A 15,420-nucleotide genomic window follows, 5' to 3' on the forward strand; every position below is an offset into this window, starting at 1 on the left:
TAGTTATGAATAAAAAGTCATACCAAAATATTCGTGCGCTTTGTGCAAAAGCTATTTTTGCGGTACTGGAAGAAGGACAATCACTTAGTACGGCTTTAGCATCTTTGAATAATCAAGTTGCTGATAAAGACAAAGCATTAGTGCAAGAGATCTGTTTTGGTGTAATGCGAGTGCTACCAGAACTGGATTTCTATATTCATAACTTAATGAGCAAGGTCTTAACTGGGAAAAATAGAATTTTACATTACTTATTGCTAACTGGATTGTACCAAATTCTTTATACCCGAATTCCTGAACATGCCGCTGTAGGCGAAACAGTTGGTGCGGTTAATGATTTAAAAAAACCGCAATTAAAAGGTGTGATTAATGGTGTTTTACGTGAATTTTTACGCCAACAGGCATCATTAAAACAAAAATTTCAGCAAGATAGTAAACAACAAATTAGTCAGACCTTACATCCTGGTTGGTTATTAAATCGTTTAAAATCAGCTTATCCAGAGCAGTGGCAAGCAATTGTTAATGCGAATAATCAGAAACCACCTATGTGGTTACGAGTTAATCTTAACCATTATTCGGTTAGTGAATACCAACAATTACTTGAAAAAAAACAGATTACTTCCGAGTCTTTTGCTGATATTCCCTGTGCTATTCGTTTAACTACGGCGGTAAATGTGACTAAATTACCGTTTTTTGCTGAAGGAGCAGTAACAGTACAAGATTTATCGGCACAATACGCGGCTTATCTATTAGCACCTAAAAATGGTGAGCAAATTTTAGATATGTGTGCCGCTCCTGGCGGTAAAACCACCCATATCTTAGAACTTGCGCCAACAGCTAATGTATTAGCTGTAGATGTTGATGCCAACCGCGTTAAACGAATTGATGAAAATTTAACACGCCTAAAACAACATGCACAAGTCAAAGTCGGTGACGGTTTAACTCCTGAGAAGTGGTGTGATGGGTGTCAGTTTGATCGCATCTTGCTTGATGCACCTTGTTCGGCTACTGGGGTTATTCGTCGTCATCCTGATATAAAATGGTTACGACGTGATAGCGATATCGCTCAGCTCACCGAACTACAATATGCTATTTTGACACGTATCTGGCCTTATTTAAAAGCTGGTGGCACTTTAGTTTATGCCACTTGCTCCGTATTGCCAGAGGAGAATAAGTTACAAATCGCCCGTTTTTTACAACAAACCCCCAACGCCAAACAGCAGGGAGAACTTAGGCAGTTTTTACCGACTGAATTGGCTGGTGATGGTTTTTTCTATGCTGTATTAAAGAAAGAATAGTTATTAGCAATGATGTTTGATGATTTATTGTGCAAATATAAATCATCACCATTATTCTATTGCTTATATTTTTCAATCATTGCAACTAATTTTTCACTATGTTGTATTGCTTTGGCCTTTATTTCATTTGGCTCAGCGGTTACTGGTGATACCCCATATAAAACAACTGGTGTTAGGTATTGCATTTGGCTATAAAGTGCGGATAGTTTTACTGGTTGATGTAGATGATCGATTATATTAGGGTCATAATCACTATAATTTTTCTCAACTTGTCCGATAGTTAAACTGGTTAGTAATTTTTTATCTTTTAATTTATCGCCTTTTGAACCATAGGCAAATTGATAAGTAAATACTTCATCAAACCATAATTTTAGGATTGCTGGCATGTTAAACCAATACATCGGGTATTGTAAAATGATTAGCTCGTGTCTCAGTAATGCGGTTTGTTCTTCTTGCACATTAATTTGATAGTTTGGATAAAGCTGATGAATATTTCGAACTTCAAGATCTTTAACTTCATTTTGTAAGGTTTCAACAATAGTTTTATTGGCTGTTGATTGTTCAATATTAGGATGAGCTAAAATAATTAATGGCATAAAATTTCCTTTGTTTTTATACTATAAAAAATTGAGTTACTCTATTTAGTTTATTGACAAATATTTTTTAAGCAATATCTATCAAACTTGATAGTATAGTTAGGAATATGTATGCAAGGTGGTGAAGAACGGCCGTCAAAACGCTATAACAATAAAACTTATTATTGCCCAATAAGTTTAGCAATGGATTTAATTGGTGGAAAATGGAAAGGTGTAATCCTCTATTATTTGCTGTCTGGAGAAAAGCGATTTAGTGAGTTAAAGGTATTGGTTCCAGAAGTTACCGATATGACATTAAGCATTCAACTTAAAAAATTGGAACAAGATGGACTTATTACTCGCAGTGTGTATGGTCAAAAACCACCACTTAAAGTGTTATATAAATTAACCTCAATGGGTGAAAAAATTGGTCCTGCCCTTGAACAGCTATGTTTATGGGGGGAAGGTATTTAGTTTTCATTTTTGCCTTTTTAATTGTTAGTTGATTTGCAATGATTAATGATGAATTAAATTTTTCCTCAAAAAATTTTGAGGAAAGGGGGTTTTTAATCCATAAAATTTAATCAATAACATCTTATCATCGTTACTTGGACAATCTTTGGCAGATATGGTAAATTCCGAATCTGTTTTGCACTTTTAAGACTCTCGAAATATGGCTTACACATTAACCTATAGTGATCTCCCTGAAAATATACAATATTGGCAAGGTTTACCTTTATCTTTAAATGGTTGTGAAGTAGTCCCATTAGATTACAATGCCGGAAAAACCGGTTGGATTATTTATGGTAAAAAGTTAAATAAAACCTTGCTGTCAAAATTTCAAAGACAGCTAGCAATGCCGATGGTTGTGGTTTCTTCATGGAAAATTAAAACCTATCAAATTGTACGTATTGCAGGGGTAATACCGAAAAAAGCCAAATCGATTTCGTTAAGCTTAGGGATTGATGTTGCACCAATCGATAATTTACCAACCTTACATTCTCCTGGCCTATTGGTTATGGATATGGATTCAACAGCTATTGGTATTGAATGTATTGATGAGTTGGCAAAGCTACAAGGTGTGGGTGAACAAGTTGCTGCAGTTACTGAACTTGCTATGCGAGGTGAACTTGATTTTGCCTCCAGCTTACGCAAACGCGTGGCGACGTTAACTGGTGCTCCACAAGATATTTTAGAGCAAGTAAAAAAAACACTACCGCTAACGCCGGGATTGACTTGTTTAGTTAAAGAGCTACATAAAAAAAATTGGCACGTTGCTATTGTTTCTGGAGGATTTACCTATTTTGCTGACCATTTAAAACAGAAGTTGAAACTGGTTGCTGCTCATGCTAATGAGTTAGAAATAAAAAAAGGCCAGTTAACTGGTAAAGTGATAGGGCAAATTGTTGATGCTAAATATAAAGCTCGAATGTTACAACAATTGGCTGCTTCTTTAGATATTCCGATTGAACAAACGGTTGCAATTGGCGATGGCGCTAATGATTTAATGATGATTCGAATTGCCGGACTTGGAGTTGCTTATCACGGCAAGCCGAAAGTGGTTGAAAAAGCAAGAATTAGTATCAATTATGCTGATTTAACTGGTTTATGGTGCATTCTATCTACCAGTTTATTAAGTGAAGGTTAGGAGAAAAATTTGGCCAAAACAGTAAAGCGCGCTTATGTATGTAATGATTGTGGCGCCGATTATCCTCGTTGGCAAGGTCAATGTAGTGCTTGCCATGCTTGGAATACTATTACTGAAGTGAGGTTAGCCAGTACCTCATCACGCAATGATCGATTAACCGGTTATGCTGGTGGTGCAGGGCAAACTAAGATCCAAAAACTATCTGAGATTAGTTTAGAGGCCTTACCTCGATTTTCAACTGGATTTTCAGAATTTGACCGCGTACTTGGCGGTGGCGTGGTACCAGGTAGTGCTATCTTAATTGGTGGTAATCCTGGTGCCGGTAAAAGTACTTTGTTATTGCAAACAATGAGTAAACTGTCTGCACAAATGAATACACTCTATGTTACTGGTGAAGAGTCATTGCAACAAGTAGCAATGCGTGCCCATCGTTTAGGTTTACCTACTGATAATATTAATATGTTGTCTGAAACCAGTATCGAGCAGATCTGTTTACTGGCCGAACAATCTCAACCAAAATTAATGGTTATCGATTCAATTCAAGTGATGCATCTTGCTGATATCCAATCTTCGCCAGGCAGTGTGGCACAAGTTCGAGAAACAGCAGCTTATTTAACTCGCTTTGCGAAAACCAAAGGAATTGCCATTATCATGGTTGGCCATGTGACTAAAGATGGTTCGCTGGCAGGACCTAAAGTGCTTGAACACTGTATTGACTGCTCGATTTTACTTGATGGTGATGCGGATTCTCGATTCCGTACTTTGCGTAGCCATAAAAATCGTTTTGGTGCCGTAAATGAGCTTGGTGTGTTTGCCATGACCGAACAAGGCTTGAAAGAGGTTAGCAATCCATCAGCAATCTTTTTAAGTCGTGGTGATGAGATGTTATCTGGTAGTTCAGTAATGGTGCTGTGGGAAGGCACTCGGCCATTATTAGTTGAGATCCAAGCGTTAGTTGATCACTCTGTTTATGGTAATCCAAGACGAGTAACTGTCGGACTTGATCAGAACCGATTAGCACTGTTATTGGCTGTTTTACATCGTCATGGTGGTTTACAAATGGCCGATCAGGATATTTTTGTTAATGTTGTCGGTGGGGTAAAAGTGACTGAAACGAGCGCAGATCTAGCATTAATTGCCGCATTGGTATCGAGTTTCCGTAATCGTCCTTTACCACAAGATGTGGTAATTTTTGGTGAAATAGGATTAGGTGGTGAAATCAGACCGGTACCAAGTGGTCAAGAGCGTATTTCAGAAGCGGCTAAACATGGCTTTAAAAAAGCGATAGTACCTATTGCCAATATGCCGAAAAAGAAACCAGAAAATATGCAGATCTTTGCGGTTAAGAAAGTATCTGAAGCACTAGATATTTTAAGTGATTTGTAGCGTTTTTCTTGCTGAAAATATTCCGCCGATTTAATTCTGCAATTTCGTCTTAGAATTTAACTATCGGCGGAAAAGAAGTTATTTAATTTTAGCGTTAATAACAAATTTCATAACAAGGTTGGTAAGCACTACCTCCAGGTAGCTTCATACGGTCTTGTTTCACATAGCTAAGCAGTAAATTATCTAATTGTTTCATAATTTCTGGATCGCCTTGTAATTTATAGCGTCCATGTTCGGCAATTTGCTTCATACCGAATTCTTTAACATTACCGGCTACAATACCTGAGAAAGCTCGACGTAAGTCAGCTGCTAACATTTCAACAGGTTGATTTTTATGTAGATTAAGTGATGCCATATTTTCATGAGTTGGTTCAAATGGATGCTGTAATGATTCATCAATTTTAAGTAACCAGTTAAATCCGTAAGCATCTCCAGTTGCTAAACGTGATGATTTAACCTGTTTGACGCCATGTTTCATGATGCGAGCGACTTGTTCTGGCGAATCAATGATAATTTCATACAGTTTAGTTGCTTCTTCTCCTAAGGTGTTGCGGATAAATTGGTCAATTGCAGCAAAATAATCTTCACACTCTTTGGGACCAGTTAAAATAATTGGTAAAGTTTGATTTTTATTAGCAGGATTGAGCATTATCCCCAAAATATAAAGCAATTCTTCTGCGGTACCAGGGCCTCCAGGAAAGATAACAATACCGTGCGCCATACGCACAAAGGCTTCAAGTCTTTTTTCAATATCCGGCATAATAATAAGTTCATTAACCAGTGCATTTGGTGGCTCTGCGGCAATAATGGATGGTTCGGTCATACCAATAAAGCGACTATCTTTGATCCTTTGTTGAGCGTGACCAACTGCAGCCCCTTTCATTGGTGCTTCCATAATACCCGGTCCACAGCCAGTGCAGATATTGAGTTCGCGTAGCCCTAACTGCATACCAACCTGACGAGCATAATAATATTCACTTTCGTTAATGGAATGCCCACCCCAACAGACAATTAAATTAGGTTCTTCACCCACATGTAAGGCATTGGCATTACGTAAAATTGAGAAAACAAGATTGGTGATGTAATAGGAGTGTTCTTTTTCCAGTTTATCATTAGGCACCAAATGTTTAATTGCACTAATTTGGCTATTTAAAAACAGAATATCACGCAATACCGCAAATAGATTGGCTTGAATGGAGCGAATAATTTTTTTGTCGACAAATGCGGTTTCAGGAGCATCAATAAGCTCTAATTTGACCCCTCGTTCTTTGCTGATAACGTTAATTTCGAAAGATTTAAATCTATCCAATAATTCTTGAGTATTATCAGTTTTGCTACCTGCATTTAGTGTGGCTAGTGAACAATTTCTAAATAATTGGTATAGTTCACTATTTGCTGACTTTTTCAGAATATCGACTTCTGCTTGGGCAAGTAAATCCATTGATCCTAATGGACTAATATGGGTAATCATTACAACCTCCATTTGACGGTTTTATCGACAAAAAATCATTATATATTCAAACAGAATAAAAAATAAGTAAAGCTGATAATAACCTAATTTATCAATTAAATTAATTTAACATGAAAATATGTAACTATTTTTTTAAATTGAATTTTTCAATATTACATTAACCAATGATTTAAATATCATTGTAGTAAAAAATTATCGCAATTTTAGTTATTAAATAAGTGTGTCATCAATGAAAACAGATTTTTTTTACGGCTAGAGCCAGCTAAACAAGGACATTACCTGATTGGCTTAGCATTATCGCTACTGAGTATAGTAATAACTATGTTGAATGTTAGATAAAAATAAATTGTTTTTTATTAGATTGATATTAAATAATTGTTCATAGTCAAAAAATAAACGCTATGCTAGACTAAACTAAACTCTGAAGCTGATTTGCCTAAGTGATAATATTATTCATATGGTAATTTAGCCGCGGTATAGCACAGAAATGGCTATGCTTCCCGATTTGGATAAGGTGTTTATTATATATATGCAATTAGTGGATAATTATCAGCGTCGCTTTCAATATTTGCGTTTATCAATTACTGAACTATGTAACTTTCAATGTCAGTATTGTTTACCTAATGGGTATCGACCTAATAAAGATCATAAATTTTTATCGTTAAATGAAATTGATAATGTCATATCAACATTTACCGAACTTGGTGTGCATAAAATTCGCTTAACTGGTGGTGAACCGACTTTGCGTCGAGATTTTATGGATATTTTGTCAATTATTTCGGCTTATCCAAGTATTAAACAATTGGCAATTACGACCAATGGATCACGATTATTAAAAAATGTCCATTATTGGCAACAAGCTGGACTTAATGCTATTAATATTAGTATTGATAGTTTTTCTCCTTATATTTTTAAACGAATAACAGGCCAAGACAAACTCCAAGAGTTAATGCAAGGAGTTGAAAAATCATTAGATGTTGGTATTGAGAAAGTCAAAATTAATACCGTTCTAATGAAAAATATGAATGATCATCTGAGTGATTATTTAGCTTGGATTAAACACCGACCAGTAGAATTACGTTTTATTGAACTGATGGAAACAACCGAAAGTCGCCAATTATTTAATCATTATCATTTAGCTGGTCAAGCGATGGAGTCTCAACTTATTGAACAAGGTTGGCAATTACAAGCAAAAGAGGCATTATCTGGCCCAGCGAAAGTTTATGCTCATAGTGATTATCAGGGTAAAATTGGTCTAATTATGCCTTATTCGCAGGATTTTTGTAAAAGTTGCAACCGATTACGGGTTTCATCGCTTGGTAAATTACATTATTGCCTTTTTGGTGATGCAGCTGTTGATTTACGGGATTTGCTAAACAGTCCAGAACAGAAAGCACAACTTAAAGCACGCGTGTTAGCTTCACTATTAATAAAACCAGAAAAACATTTATTACATGAGCATAATCTAGGCATCACACCTAATTTATCTTATATCGGTGGTTAACACTTGGTTTTGTTTCGGTATTTGGTTAATTTTCCAGTGAGTTATTGCCCAATCTAATAACTGTTTTTGTGAGGCATCTTGCCAGCTTTCCGGTAATTGCTGACCTAAAAACTGTAATGCTTGTGCAGTTAATAAATTCGTATTTTTACTATCAATAGGGCTAGCATGGTTTTGTTTTGACAGCTTATTACCATGATTATCTAAAGCCAATGGTAAATGGCAGTAATTAGGAATAGTAAAATTAAATAATCGATAAAGCGAAATTTGTTTAGCTGTAACGGGTAGTAGATCTGCTCCTCGAACAATTTCAGTTATTCCTTGATAATTATCATCTAATACTACAACTAAATTATAAGCAAATAGCCCATCTTTGCGATGAATAATAAAATCTTCTTGAGCATTGGCTGGATCAACAGTTTGTTGACTACGAATTTTATCATCAAAACAAAAAACTGGCTGACTTTGCTTTAATCGAATAGCACATTGTTGTTGGTTAGTTGATGCTAACTGTCGATCACGACAAAAGCCATCATATATCCCATTGCTAAGATTATGGATCCTTTGTCTGGTACAATCACAATAATAAGCTTTTTGCTGAGTAATAAGCGTTTGTAATACGGCTCGATAACGCTCACTACAATTTGATTGATATAAAACTTGGTCGTCCCAATGCAGTTCGAAAGCTTCTAATGTTTTTAATATTAAGGATGAGGCGCCTTTGACTTCTCGTGGAGGGTCAATATCTTCAATGCGAACAAGCCATTTACCAAAATTGGCTTTGGCTTGTAGGTAACTACCGAGAGCCGTCACCAACGAACCAAAATGCAATGGTCCAGATGGTGAGGGTGCAAAACGACCAATATATTGCATGGGCGTATTGAGTAAAATAATAGTTTAAATGGAAATTACATACCCATTTGTTTTTCACGAAGTTCAGCTAATGTTTTGCAATCGATACATAGATCAGCTGTCGGTCTTGCTTCTAAACGACGAATACCAATTTCAACACCGCATGATTCACAAAAACCAAAATCATCGATTTCAATTTTCTTTAATGTCTTTTCAATTTTTTTAATTAATTTACGTTCTCTGTCACGCGCTCTTAATTCTAAGCTAAATTCTTCTTCTTGAGTAGCACGGTCAGCCGGATCTGGGAAATTTGCAGCCTCATCTTGCATGTGAGAAACTGTTTTACCCATTTCACCTTGTAACTGTGACAGCCATGCTTCTAAGATAAGTTTGAAATGTTTTAATTGCTTAGGATTCATGTACTCCTCATCTTTCGCCTCTTTATAAGGCTCAAGCCCTGCAATAGCAAGCAAGCTAAGAGAAGATGTATTTACTTTTTGTTCCTTTTTCACAGCAATCCCCTTAAGTACAGATTATTTGCGAGCGGTAAACTATAGCAATAATTTAGCCTTTGGCAAATTTTTTTTATTATTTTTTTTGCATTTAAACCATAAAAATTTACAACTATATGTTATTAATAAGATTAATTATTCATGCCATTTTTTTAATCCATTAATGGGACATTTTGTTAATAAATTAAATAGGTTATCGTTATCAGGTAATATTAGGTCTGGTGAAATATCAAATAAAGGATAAAGCACAAATTCTCTCTTTTTCATATGATAGTGTGGTATGGTAAGCCTTTCTGTATCTATAACTAAGTCATCATATAACAATATATCTAAATCTAATGTTCTTGCCCCCCAGCGATTTTCTTTACGGACTCTACCCTGTGACTTTTCAATGGTTTGTAAATGATCTAATAGTGCTATTGGTGTCAGAGACGTGGTTAATTTGATGACTGCATTGAGATAATCATTTTGATCTTGTGGTCCCAATGGTTTGCTACGATAAAATGGCGAAATATCAGAAACAACTGTTTCAGGTAATTGTTTTAAGGCCGCAATAGCTTGATTAGCTTGCTCTAATGGATCGTTAAGATTACTGCCTAAGGCAATATAACAAATTGGCATAATTAGATTCAATTGAGGTGATGTTAAAACATGGTGATATTTTAGCATATAAACAAGTTAGTAACTAATAAAGGAAATAGAATATAGAATAATGTTTCAATTAAATTTTTGAAAAAATTGAGGAGCAGTTTTTTTGAGTTTTATAACTATCTATTTATTATTTTTTTATAATATTTTCACTAAAACTGGATGTGAATTTGGTTCAATTTAACCTTAAACACATCCAATTATGAAGAATATACGTTATTTTAGTTTATACTATAAAACTTCGACAATTGATTCACAAAGTCTAGACATATTATCGATAGTCATTCCGGCAACATTGATTCGTCCTGAATTAACAATATAAATACTATAATCATTACGCAATTTAAGTACTTGTTCTTCAGTTAAACCACTAAATGAAAACATACCATTTTGTTTGGCAATAAAACTAAAATCTTGGTTAGCGCCTTTGTCTTGTAGCGTTTTCACAAATAGTTGGCGCATACGATGAATACGTTGACGCATGCCCGTTAATTCATCAATCCACTCTTCTTTTAATTCAGCATTGTTTAATATATAAGAGACAATCTTAGCACCATGGGCTGGAGGATTAGAGTAGTTGGCTCTGATAATAGTTTTGACCTGACTAAATGCTCGATCGGCAATTTCGCTATCAGCTGCAATTAAAGTGAATGCACCAACACGCTCATTATATAGACCGAAATTTTTTGAGTAAGAGCTAGCAATCAGTAGTTCAGGTTGATTATTCGCAAACAGTCTAAGTCCATATACGTCTTCTTCTATACCTTGACCAAACCCTTGATAAGCGAGGTCAAATAGTGGTAACCAACCATTTTTTAAGGCTAACTCTGAAATTGTTTGCCATTGTTCTGGAGTCGGATCGATACCGGTAGGGTTATGGCAGCAACCATGAAATAGCACTGCTTCACCGGCAATAACTTGATTCAAATCACTCATTAAACCATCAAAATCTAGGCTTCGAGTTTGAGCATCATAATAACGGTATTCTCGAACTTCTAATCCTGCAGTTTGAAATACGCTACGATGATTAGGCCACGATGGATTGCTTATCCAAACTCGTTTTATTTTCGTACGGCGAGATAAAAAATCTGCCATAATGCGTAATGCACCGGTTCCGCCAGGGGCTTGCGCAGTTCTCGCTCGTTGATTTTCACTACCGAACAGTAAAACTTGAGTGGCAATATTAAATGAATTAACACCATCAATGGGTAAATAGCTTTTTGTGGTTTCATCATCTAGCAATAGATGCTCAGCTTTTTTTACACTTTCTAAAATAGGTGTTTTGGTGGTTTCATCTTTATAAACACCAACACTTAAATTAATTTTGTTGGTACGTTCATCCTTGTTGTAGAGATCCGCTAAGCCTAAAATAGGATCTGCTGGTGCTGCTAATAAATATTCAAACATAAGTTACCTATTTCTTTTAGTGACACTTATTGCATTATATACATATTGTTTGGCAAGTTACAATTTGTAAACCACAATGCACTTGAACCTCATTTGTACCACAGCTTAGTGATTATCGAAAGCTAATTATTATGCTATAACGATAAGTTTTTCAAGAAATGACGCTAAATCAGATGATAATGTTGTCAATTGTCCAGTTATTAAATCTTCTTTAACTACTTCACCAGTCAAATTATTTAATGCGACGATTTCAGTATCTTCATTGGTTGAGGCGATAAAAATGGTCGGCGTTCGCTTTAATTTTTTTTGTTGCGATAGGTGAGCAATTAAATTTTTTTCTAAATTTGAAAAGTCATCGTCATTCCATGCTTGCAATAAAATTAAATTAACGTCAGCAAATTTTGCTGTCAGATTTGCAGCATATTGTGTACCGTAAAATGTATGTGCACTTGGGTGGATTTTGATGTTAATAACTTGTTCTGCTATGGTTAAATCTCTTGGAGGATTAAGTAAAAAAGGTTGCCAATAAACGACTAGATTTTCAGTTTTGATAATGCAAGGCGAGGGTAAACCATGTAATTCTTCACTTTGTGGAGCATGTTCAAATTGAGCGATCCAACGCTGGGTATAATCAAGCAATGCTACTTTTTCTGGCGATTCCATAACTAAATATTATCTCATAGTTCATTTTATAATCGATAGTTGTTTAATATTATACGGACTAAATTGGCATATACACAATTGTTAAAGTTAAGTTTTTAAATTCATGAAATGTGTTATAAATTGATATAAAAAATTTGCCAAAGTTATTCCCAATTAAATGATGAGAAATTAATGGATAAAGCTTTTTTTATTGTGTTTTCAGTTTAATTTTAGGGCAGTACAAAACCAGTATTAAATTGTTTATAAAATAGCCAGTTTAATTTACTTGCTATCCGTTGCTGAAACGTGAATAATAGACACGGATATTTTATCCATGTAATGCAGCAATGGCGTTAGACATTACAGTTTGTCAAAATAAAATAGCGTAAGTAGAATTATTATAATTAATTAATATGTTTATTTTAAACAATCATATAAAGATTTAGTGGTTTGTTAAATTGTAGAAAAATAGAATTTGCAAACTCATCATTGAAATAATATCAATAATTGTATGTTTAGTGGTGTTCAAAAAGTGCATAGGTGTTTTGAATGTAATATTACCTCTAAAAAGTGTATTGATGTTGGATAAGTTATACTGATTTCACATAAAATAATAACAAAAATAACACAAATAAAATAATGAATACGGTATAAAAAATATTTAAGTAAGTACTATTGTTTATCATTGTTAAAAATAAGCGTTTATTGTTAATAATAAAATTCTACCTACAGTTAATTTAGATTAATGAAGAGTGTAGAATAATGAAAAGAATGCTAATCAACGCAACCCAGCAAGAAGAGCTGCGTGTTGCCCTTGTTGATGGCCAACGCTTGTATGATTTAGATATCGAAAGCCTTGGTCACGAACAAAAAAAAGCCAATATTTATAAAGGCAAAATCACTAAAATCAATCCTAGTTTAGAAGCTGCATTTGTCTCTTACGGTGGTGAACGAGATGGTTTTTTACCTCTAAAAGAGATCGCTGAAAGCTATTTCCCTTCCAATATCTCTGGTCGTCGTAGTATTAAACATTTACAAGAAGGCCAAGAAGTTCTTATTCAAATAGAAAAAGAAATTCGTGGTAAAAAAGGTGCCGCTTTAACGACTTATATTAGTTTAGCCGGTAGCTATTTAGTTTTAATGCCAAATGACCCTAGAGCCGGTGGCGTTTCTCGTCGTATTGAAGGTGAAGAGCGTGCTGACCTTAAGCGTATTATTGATGCACTAGAAAAACCAAAAGGTATGGGCGTTATTGCGAGAACAGCAGGGGTTGGTAAAAGCCAGGAAGAGTTGCAACAGGATTTGAATGCTTTAGTCAACTATTGGACTGCGATTCAAAATGAATCTAAAAATCATCCAGCGCCAAGTTTAATCCATAAAGAAAGCGATATTATTACTCGTGCATTCCGTGATTACTTGCGTGATGATGTTGGTGATATTCTCATTGATAATCCAAAAGTACTTGAAATTGCTAAAAAGCGATTAGCTGATTTAGGCCGAGTTGAGTATGTTAGTCGCTTAAAACTTTATGAGGGTGATGTACCATTATTTAACCATTTCCAAATTGAAGGGCAGATTGAATCAGCATTCCAACGTGAAGTTCGATTGCCATCTGGTGGCTCAATTGTTATTGATGCAACCGAAGCATTAACTGCTATTGATATCAACTCAGCGAAATCTATCCGTGGTAGCGATATTGAAGAGACTGCATTTAATACTAACCTTGAAGCAGCGGAAGAGATTGCTCGCCAATTACGCTTACGTGATTTAGGTGGTTTAATTGTTATCGATTTTATCGATATGACGCCAATCCGTAATCAGCGTGAAGTTGAAAATCGCTTGAAAGAAGCGATGAAAACTGACCGAGCAAGAATTCAAACCACACGTATTTCTCGTTTTGGTCTACTTGAGATGTCTCGTCAACGTTTAAGCCCTTCGTTGCGTGAAGCTACTCACCATATTTGTCCGCGTTGTCAAGGGACAGGTACGGTTCGTGATAATAACTCATTATCACTGTCAATTCTTCGCTTAATTCAAGAAGAAGCGATGAAAGATAATACCGTGCAGATTGACGTGATTGTGCCAGTGCCAATTGCAAGTTATTTGCTTAATGAAAAACGTCGAGCCATTACCAATATCGAAAGAATGCATCCAGATGTTAAAATTGTTATTGCTGGTGATGAAGAGATGGAAACACCTCTTTATAAAGTCATTCGTAAACGTCGTGGTGAGGAGACCGATGTATTAAGCTACAATTTACCTAAATTGATTCGTGAGCTTGAAGAAGAGGAAGAAGATCAAGTTACTGAATTGGTGGTAGAAGAAGCAGTATTATCTGGCCCTAAAGTAGAAGCAAGCAAAGCGCCAAAAGCAAAAGTTGAGCCGAAAAAAGTTGAAACATCAACTGGTTTATTCGGTGGATTGTTTAAAAAGATTCGTCAACTATTTGTGACTGAAAAAGAGGCTCCAAAACCTGAAGTTAAACCTCAGCAAAATAGACGACGAGACAATCAACGTTCAAATAATCGACGTCAACGTAATAATCGTAACAATAATGCGGCAGCTGCAGCAAATAATATAACTACTGAAGAAGTTAAAGAGCCGACACGTAACAATCGTCGTAGCAAACAAAATAACAATGGCAACACCAATACAGCGAATAATATTAAGGCAGATAAAGTAGTTAATGAGACTGCACAACCAAAACAAAAAGAAGCTAAGCCACGCAGACAACCACGAAACTTAACTAAGAGTGTTCGGGTCAAAAATAGTGATGCGCCAGTTCAGAACGAAAAAGAGCGTATTGTGATCCCTTCTTTATTGTTACCAATTATTGTTCCAGAAACAGGTGAAAATAAAGCTGTTGGCGAATCACAACCAAAACGTCAACGACGTACATCTCGACATTTGCGTATGAATACACCGCGTACCAAACGTCGTGGTAAAAATACTGAACTAAAACAGTCGCCAGTGCCATTGTCATTTGCTGCTGCGTCTTTAGAGCTAGCATTAGGTCGGGTAGCGGTTGATTATAGTCAAGTGAATAGTGAACAACCAAATAACGTCGTACCAGTCATTCCTTCACTTTTATTACCAATCGTAATTAAAGATGAGGTGAATACTAATAGTGCTGAAAAAGCGGTTGTTAGTGACCGAAAACCACAACCACAACCAAAAGCAGCAACGAGCTCTCAAGCTGATTTTGATGTTCAAGAAAATAAACCGCAGACAGATGAAGTTGTCACCATGCCGGCAACAGAAACGACTGCTGGTTATTCTTCATCAGTGATGACAAAGGCTCCTGCTCCAGATTATGTAGAATCTAATAGTGGGATAAAAACTCGAGAAGAGTTGGATTATCATTATGAAGGTAAAGGTAATGCGGGTGGCTTAAGTGCACAAGATCACGCTTATGCAGCTGCAAGTAAACCGGTTATACCTGAGTAGTGTATAGATAAATAACGGTGACAAATGTCACCGTTA

13 protein-coding genes and 1 riboswitch are annotated in these 15,420 nt (G+C 35.6%); of the genes, 6 read left to right on the forward strand and 7 right to left on the reverse strand.

The annotated features are described in order from the left end of the window. Window positions 1-5: 5 nt before the first annotated feature. Window positions 6-1,295 carry a 16S rRNA (cytosine(967)-C(5))-methyltransferase RsmB gene (rsmB, locus tag H3T54_RS09680; RefSeq protein WP_198222351.1) on the forward strand — a complete coding sequence of 430 codons (1,290 nt, stop codon included), beginning with the start codon at window positions 6-8 and terminating at the stop codon, window positions 1,293-1,295. Between the two features lie 56 nt (window positions 1,296-1,351). On the opposite strand, the gene H3T54_RS09685 is transcribed toward rsmB, so the two are convergent. Next, on the reverse strand, window positions 1,352-1,891 hold the full coding sequence (locus H3T54_RS09685) for an NAD(P)H-dependent oxidoreductase (RefSeq protein WP_198222349.1): 540 nt from the start codon (window positions 1,889-1,891) through the stop codon (window positions 1,352-1,354). Between the two features lie 111 nt (window positions 1,892-2,002). Between H3T54_RS09685 and H3T54_RS09690 the strand changes: the two genes are divergently transcribed. From H3T54_RS09690 to radA, 3 genes are all read left to right on the forward strand, one after another. Further along, complete coding sequence (locus tag H3T54_RS09690; RefSeq protein WP_232351571.1) at window positions 2,003-2,344, forward strand: helix-turn-helix domain-containing protein; 342 nt, start codon at window positions 2,003-2,005, stop codon at window positions 2,342-2,344. 199 nt (window positions 2,345-2,543) lie between these two features. Further along, a complete protein-coding gene (serB, locus tag H3T54_RS09695; protein WP_198222347.1) occupies window positions 2,544-3,518 on the forward strand; it encodes a phosphoserine phosphatase in 975 nt (324 codons plus the stop codon). Between the two features lie 9 nt (window positions 3,519-3,527). Next, complete coding sequence (gene radA, locus H3T54_RS09700; RefSeq protein WP_198222345.1) at window positions 3,528-4,904, forward strand: DNA repair protein RadA; 1,377 nt, start codon at window positions 3,528-3,530, stop codon at window positions 4,902-4,904. Window positions 4,905-4,998: 94 nt separating this feature from the next. On the opposite strand, the gene ppnN is transcribed toward radA, so the two are convergent. Further along, a complete protein-coding gene (gene ppnN, locus H3T54_RS09705; protein WP_065614640.1) occupies window positions 4,999-6,375 on the reverse strand; it encodes a nucleotide 5'-monophosphate nucleosidase PpnN in 1,377 nt (458 codons plus the stop codon). A gap of 407 nt (window positions 6,376-6,782) precedes the next feature. Beyond that, window positions 6,783-6,908, forward strand: a riboswitch (molybdenum cofactor riboswitch). Between ppnN and moaA the strand changes: the two genes are divergently transcribed. Continuing rightward, window positions 6,905-7,879 carry a GTP 3',8-cyclase MoaA gene (moaA, locus tag H3T54_RS09710; RefSeq protein WP_363317454.1) on the forward strand — a complete coding sequence of 325 codons (975 nt, stop codon included), beginning with the start codon at window positions 6,905-6,907 and terminating at the stop codon, window positions 7,877-7,879. It overlaps the preceding riboswitch by 4 nt. Here moaA and gluQRS read toward each other — a convergent pair. The 5 genes from gluQRS to syd form a co-directional block, all read right to left on the reverse strand. Further along, window positions 7,859-8,749: a tRNA glutamyl-Q(34) synthetase GluQRS gene (gluQRS, locus tag H3T54_RS09715; protein WP_198222342.1), complete on the reverse strand. Its 891-nt coding sequence runs from the start codon at window positions 8,747-8,749 to the stop codon at window positions 7,859-7,861. The genes moaA and gluQRS overlap by 21 nt on opposite strands. 35 nt (window positions 8,750-8,784) lie before the next feature. Further along, window positions 8,785-9,240 carry an RNA polymerase-binding protein DksA gene (gene dksA / locus H3T54_RS09720; RefSeq protein ID WP_110448602.1) on the reverse strand — a complete coding sequence of 152 codons (456 nt, stop codon included), beginning with the start codon at window positions 9,238-9,240 and terminating at the stop codon, window positions 8,785-8,787. Between the two features lie 135 nt (window positions 9,241-9,375). Then, window positions 9,376-9,861 (reverse strand): 2-amino-4-hydroxy-6-hydroxymethyldihydropteridine diphosphokinase, encoded by a 486-nt coding sequence (gene folK / locus H3T54_RS09725; RefSeq protein ID WP_198222340.1) that lies wholly within the window; start codon window positions 9,859-9,861, stop codon window positions 9,376-9,378. Between the two features lie 258 nt (window positions 9,862-10,119). Continuing rightward, complete coding sequence (locus H3T54_RS09730; protein ID WP_110448600.1) at window positions 10,120-11,295, reverse strand: amino acid aminotransferase; 1,176 nt, start codon at window positions 11,293-11,295, stop codon at window positions 10,120-10,122. A 129-nt stretch (window positions 11,296-11,424) separates the two neighbouring features. Beyond that, window positions 11,425-11,958 carry a SecY-interacting protein gene (gene syd, locus H3T54_RS09735; RefSeq protein ID WP_198201774.1) on the reverse strand — a complete coding sequence of 178 codons (534 nt, stop codon included), beginning with the start codon at window positions 11,956-11,958 and terminating at the stop codon, window positions 11,425-11,427. Between the two features lie 741 nt (window positions 11,959-12,699). On the opposite strand from syd, the gene rne reads away from it, so the two are divergent. Further along, window positions 12,700-15,384, forward strand: a complete 2,685-nt coding sequence (rne, locus tag H3T54_RS09740) for a ribonuclease E (RefSeq protein WP_198222339.1) — start codon at window positions 12,700-12,702, stop codon at window positions 15,382-15,384. The last annotated feature ends 36 nt before the right edge of the window (window positions 15,385-15,420 follow it).

Origin of the sequence: Gilliamella sp. B14384G10 (genome assembly GCF_016101685.1) — a bacterium.
GTDB lineage: Bacteria > Pseudomonadota > Gammaproteobacteria > Enterobacterales > Orbaceae > Gilliamella > Gilliamella apis_A.

Excerpts from the sequence above, each read along its gene's own strand:
- serB (WP_198222347.1), top strand. The coding sequence starts at position 2,544 with ATGGCTTACACATTAACCTATAGTGATCTCCCTGAAAATATACAATAT.
- H3T54_RS09690 (WP_232351571.1), top strand. The coding sequence starts at position 2,003 with ATGCAAGGTGGTGAAGAACGGCCGTCAAAACGCTATAACAATAAAACT.
- rsmB (WP_198222351.1), top strand. The coding sequence starts at position 6 with ATGAATAAAAAGTCATACCAAAATATTCGTGCGCTTTGTGCAAAAGCT.
- H3T54_RS09730 (WP_110448600.1), bottom strand. The coding sequence starts at position 11,295 with ATGTTTGAATATTTATTAGCAGCACCAGCAGATCCTATTTTAGGCTTA.
- gluQRS (WP_198222342.1), bottom strand. The coding sequence starts at position 8,749 with ATGCAATATATTGGTCGTTTTGCACCCTCACCATCTGGACCATTGCAT.
- rne (WP_198222339.1), top strand. The coding sequence starts at position 12,700 with ATGAAAAGAATGCTAATCAACGCAACCCAGCAAGAAGAGCTGCGTGTT.
- folK (WP_198222340.1), bottom strand. The coding sequence starts at position 9,861 with ATGCCAATTTGTTATATTGCCTTAGGCAGTAATCTTAACGATCCATTA.
- ppnN (WP_065614640.1), bottom strand. The coding sequence starts at position 6,375 with ATGATTACCCATATTAGTCCATTAGGATCAATGGATTTACTTGCCCAA.
- H3T54_RS09685 (WP_198222349.1), bottom strand. The coding sequence starts at position 1,891 with ATGCCATTAATTATTTTAGCTCATCCTAATATTGAACAATCAACAGCC.
- syd (WP_198201774.1), bottom strand. The coding sequence starts at position 11,958 with ATGGAATCGCCAGAAAAAGTAGCATTGCTTGATTATACCCAGCGTTGG.
- moaA (WP_363317454.1), top strand. The coding sequence starts at position 6,905 with ATGCAATTAGTGGATAATTATCAGCGTCGCTTTCAATATTTGCGTTTA.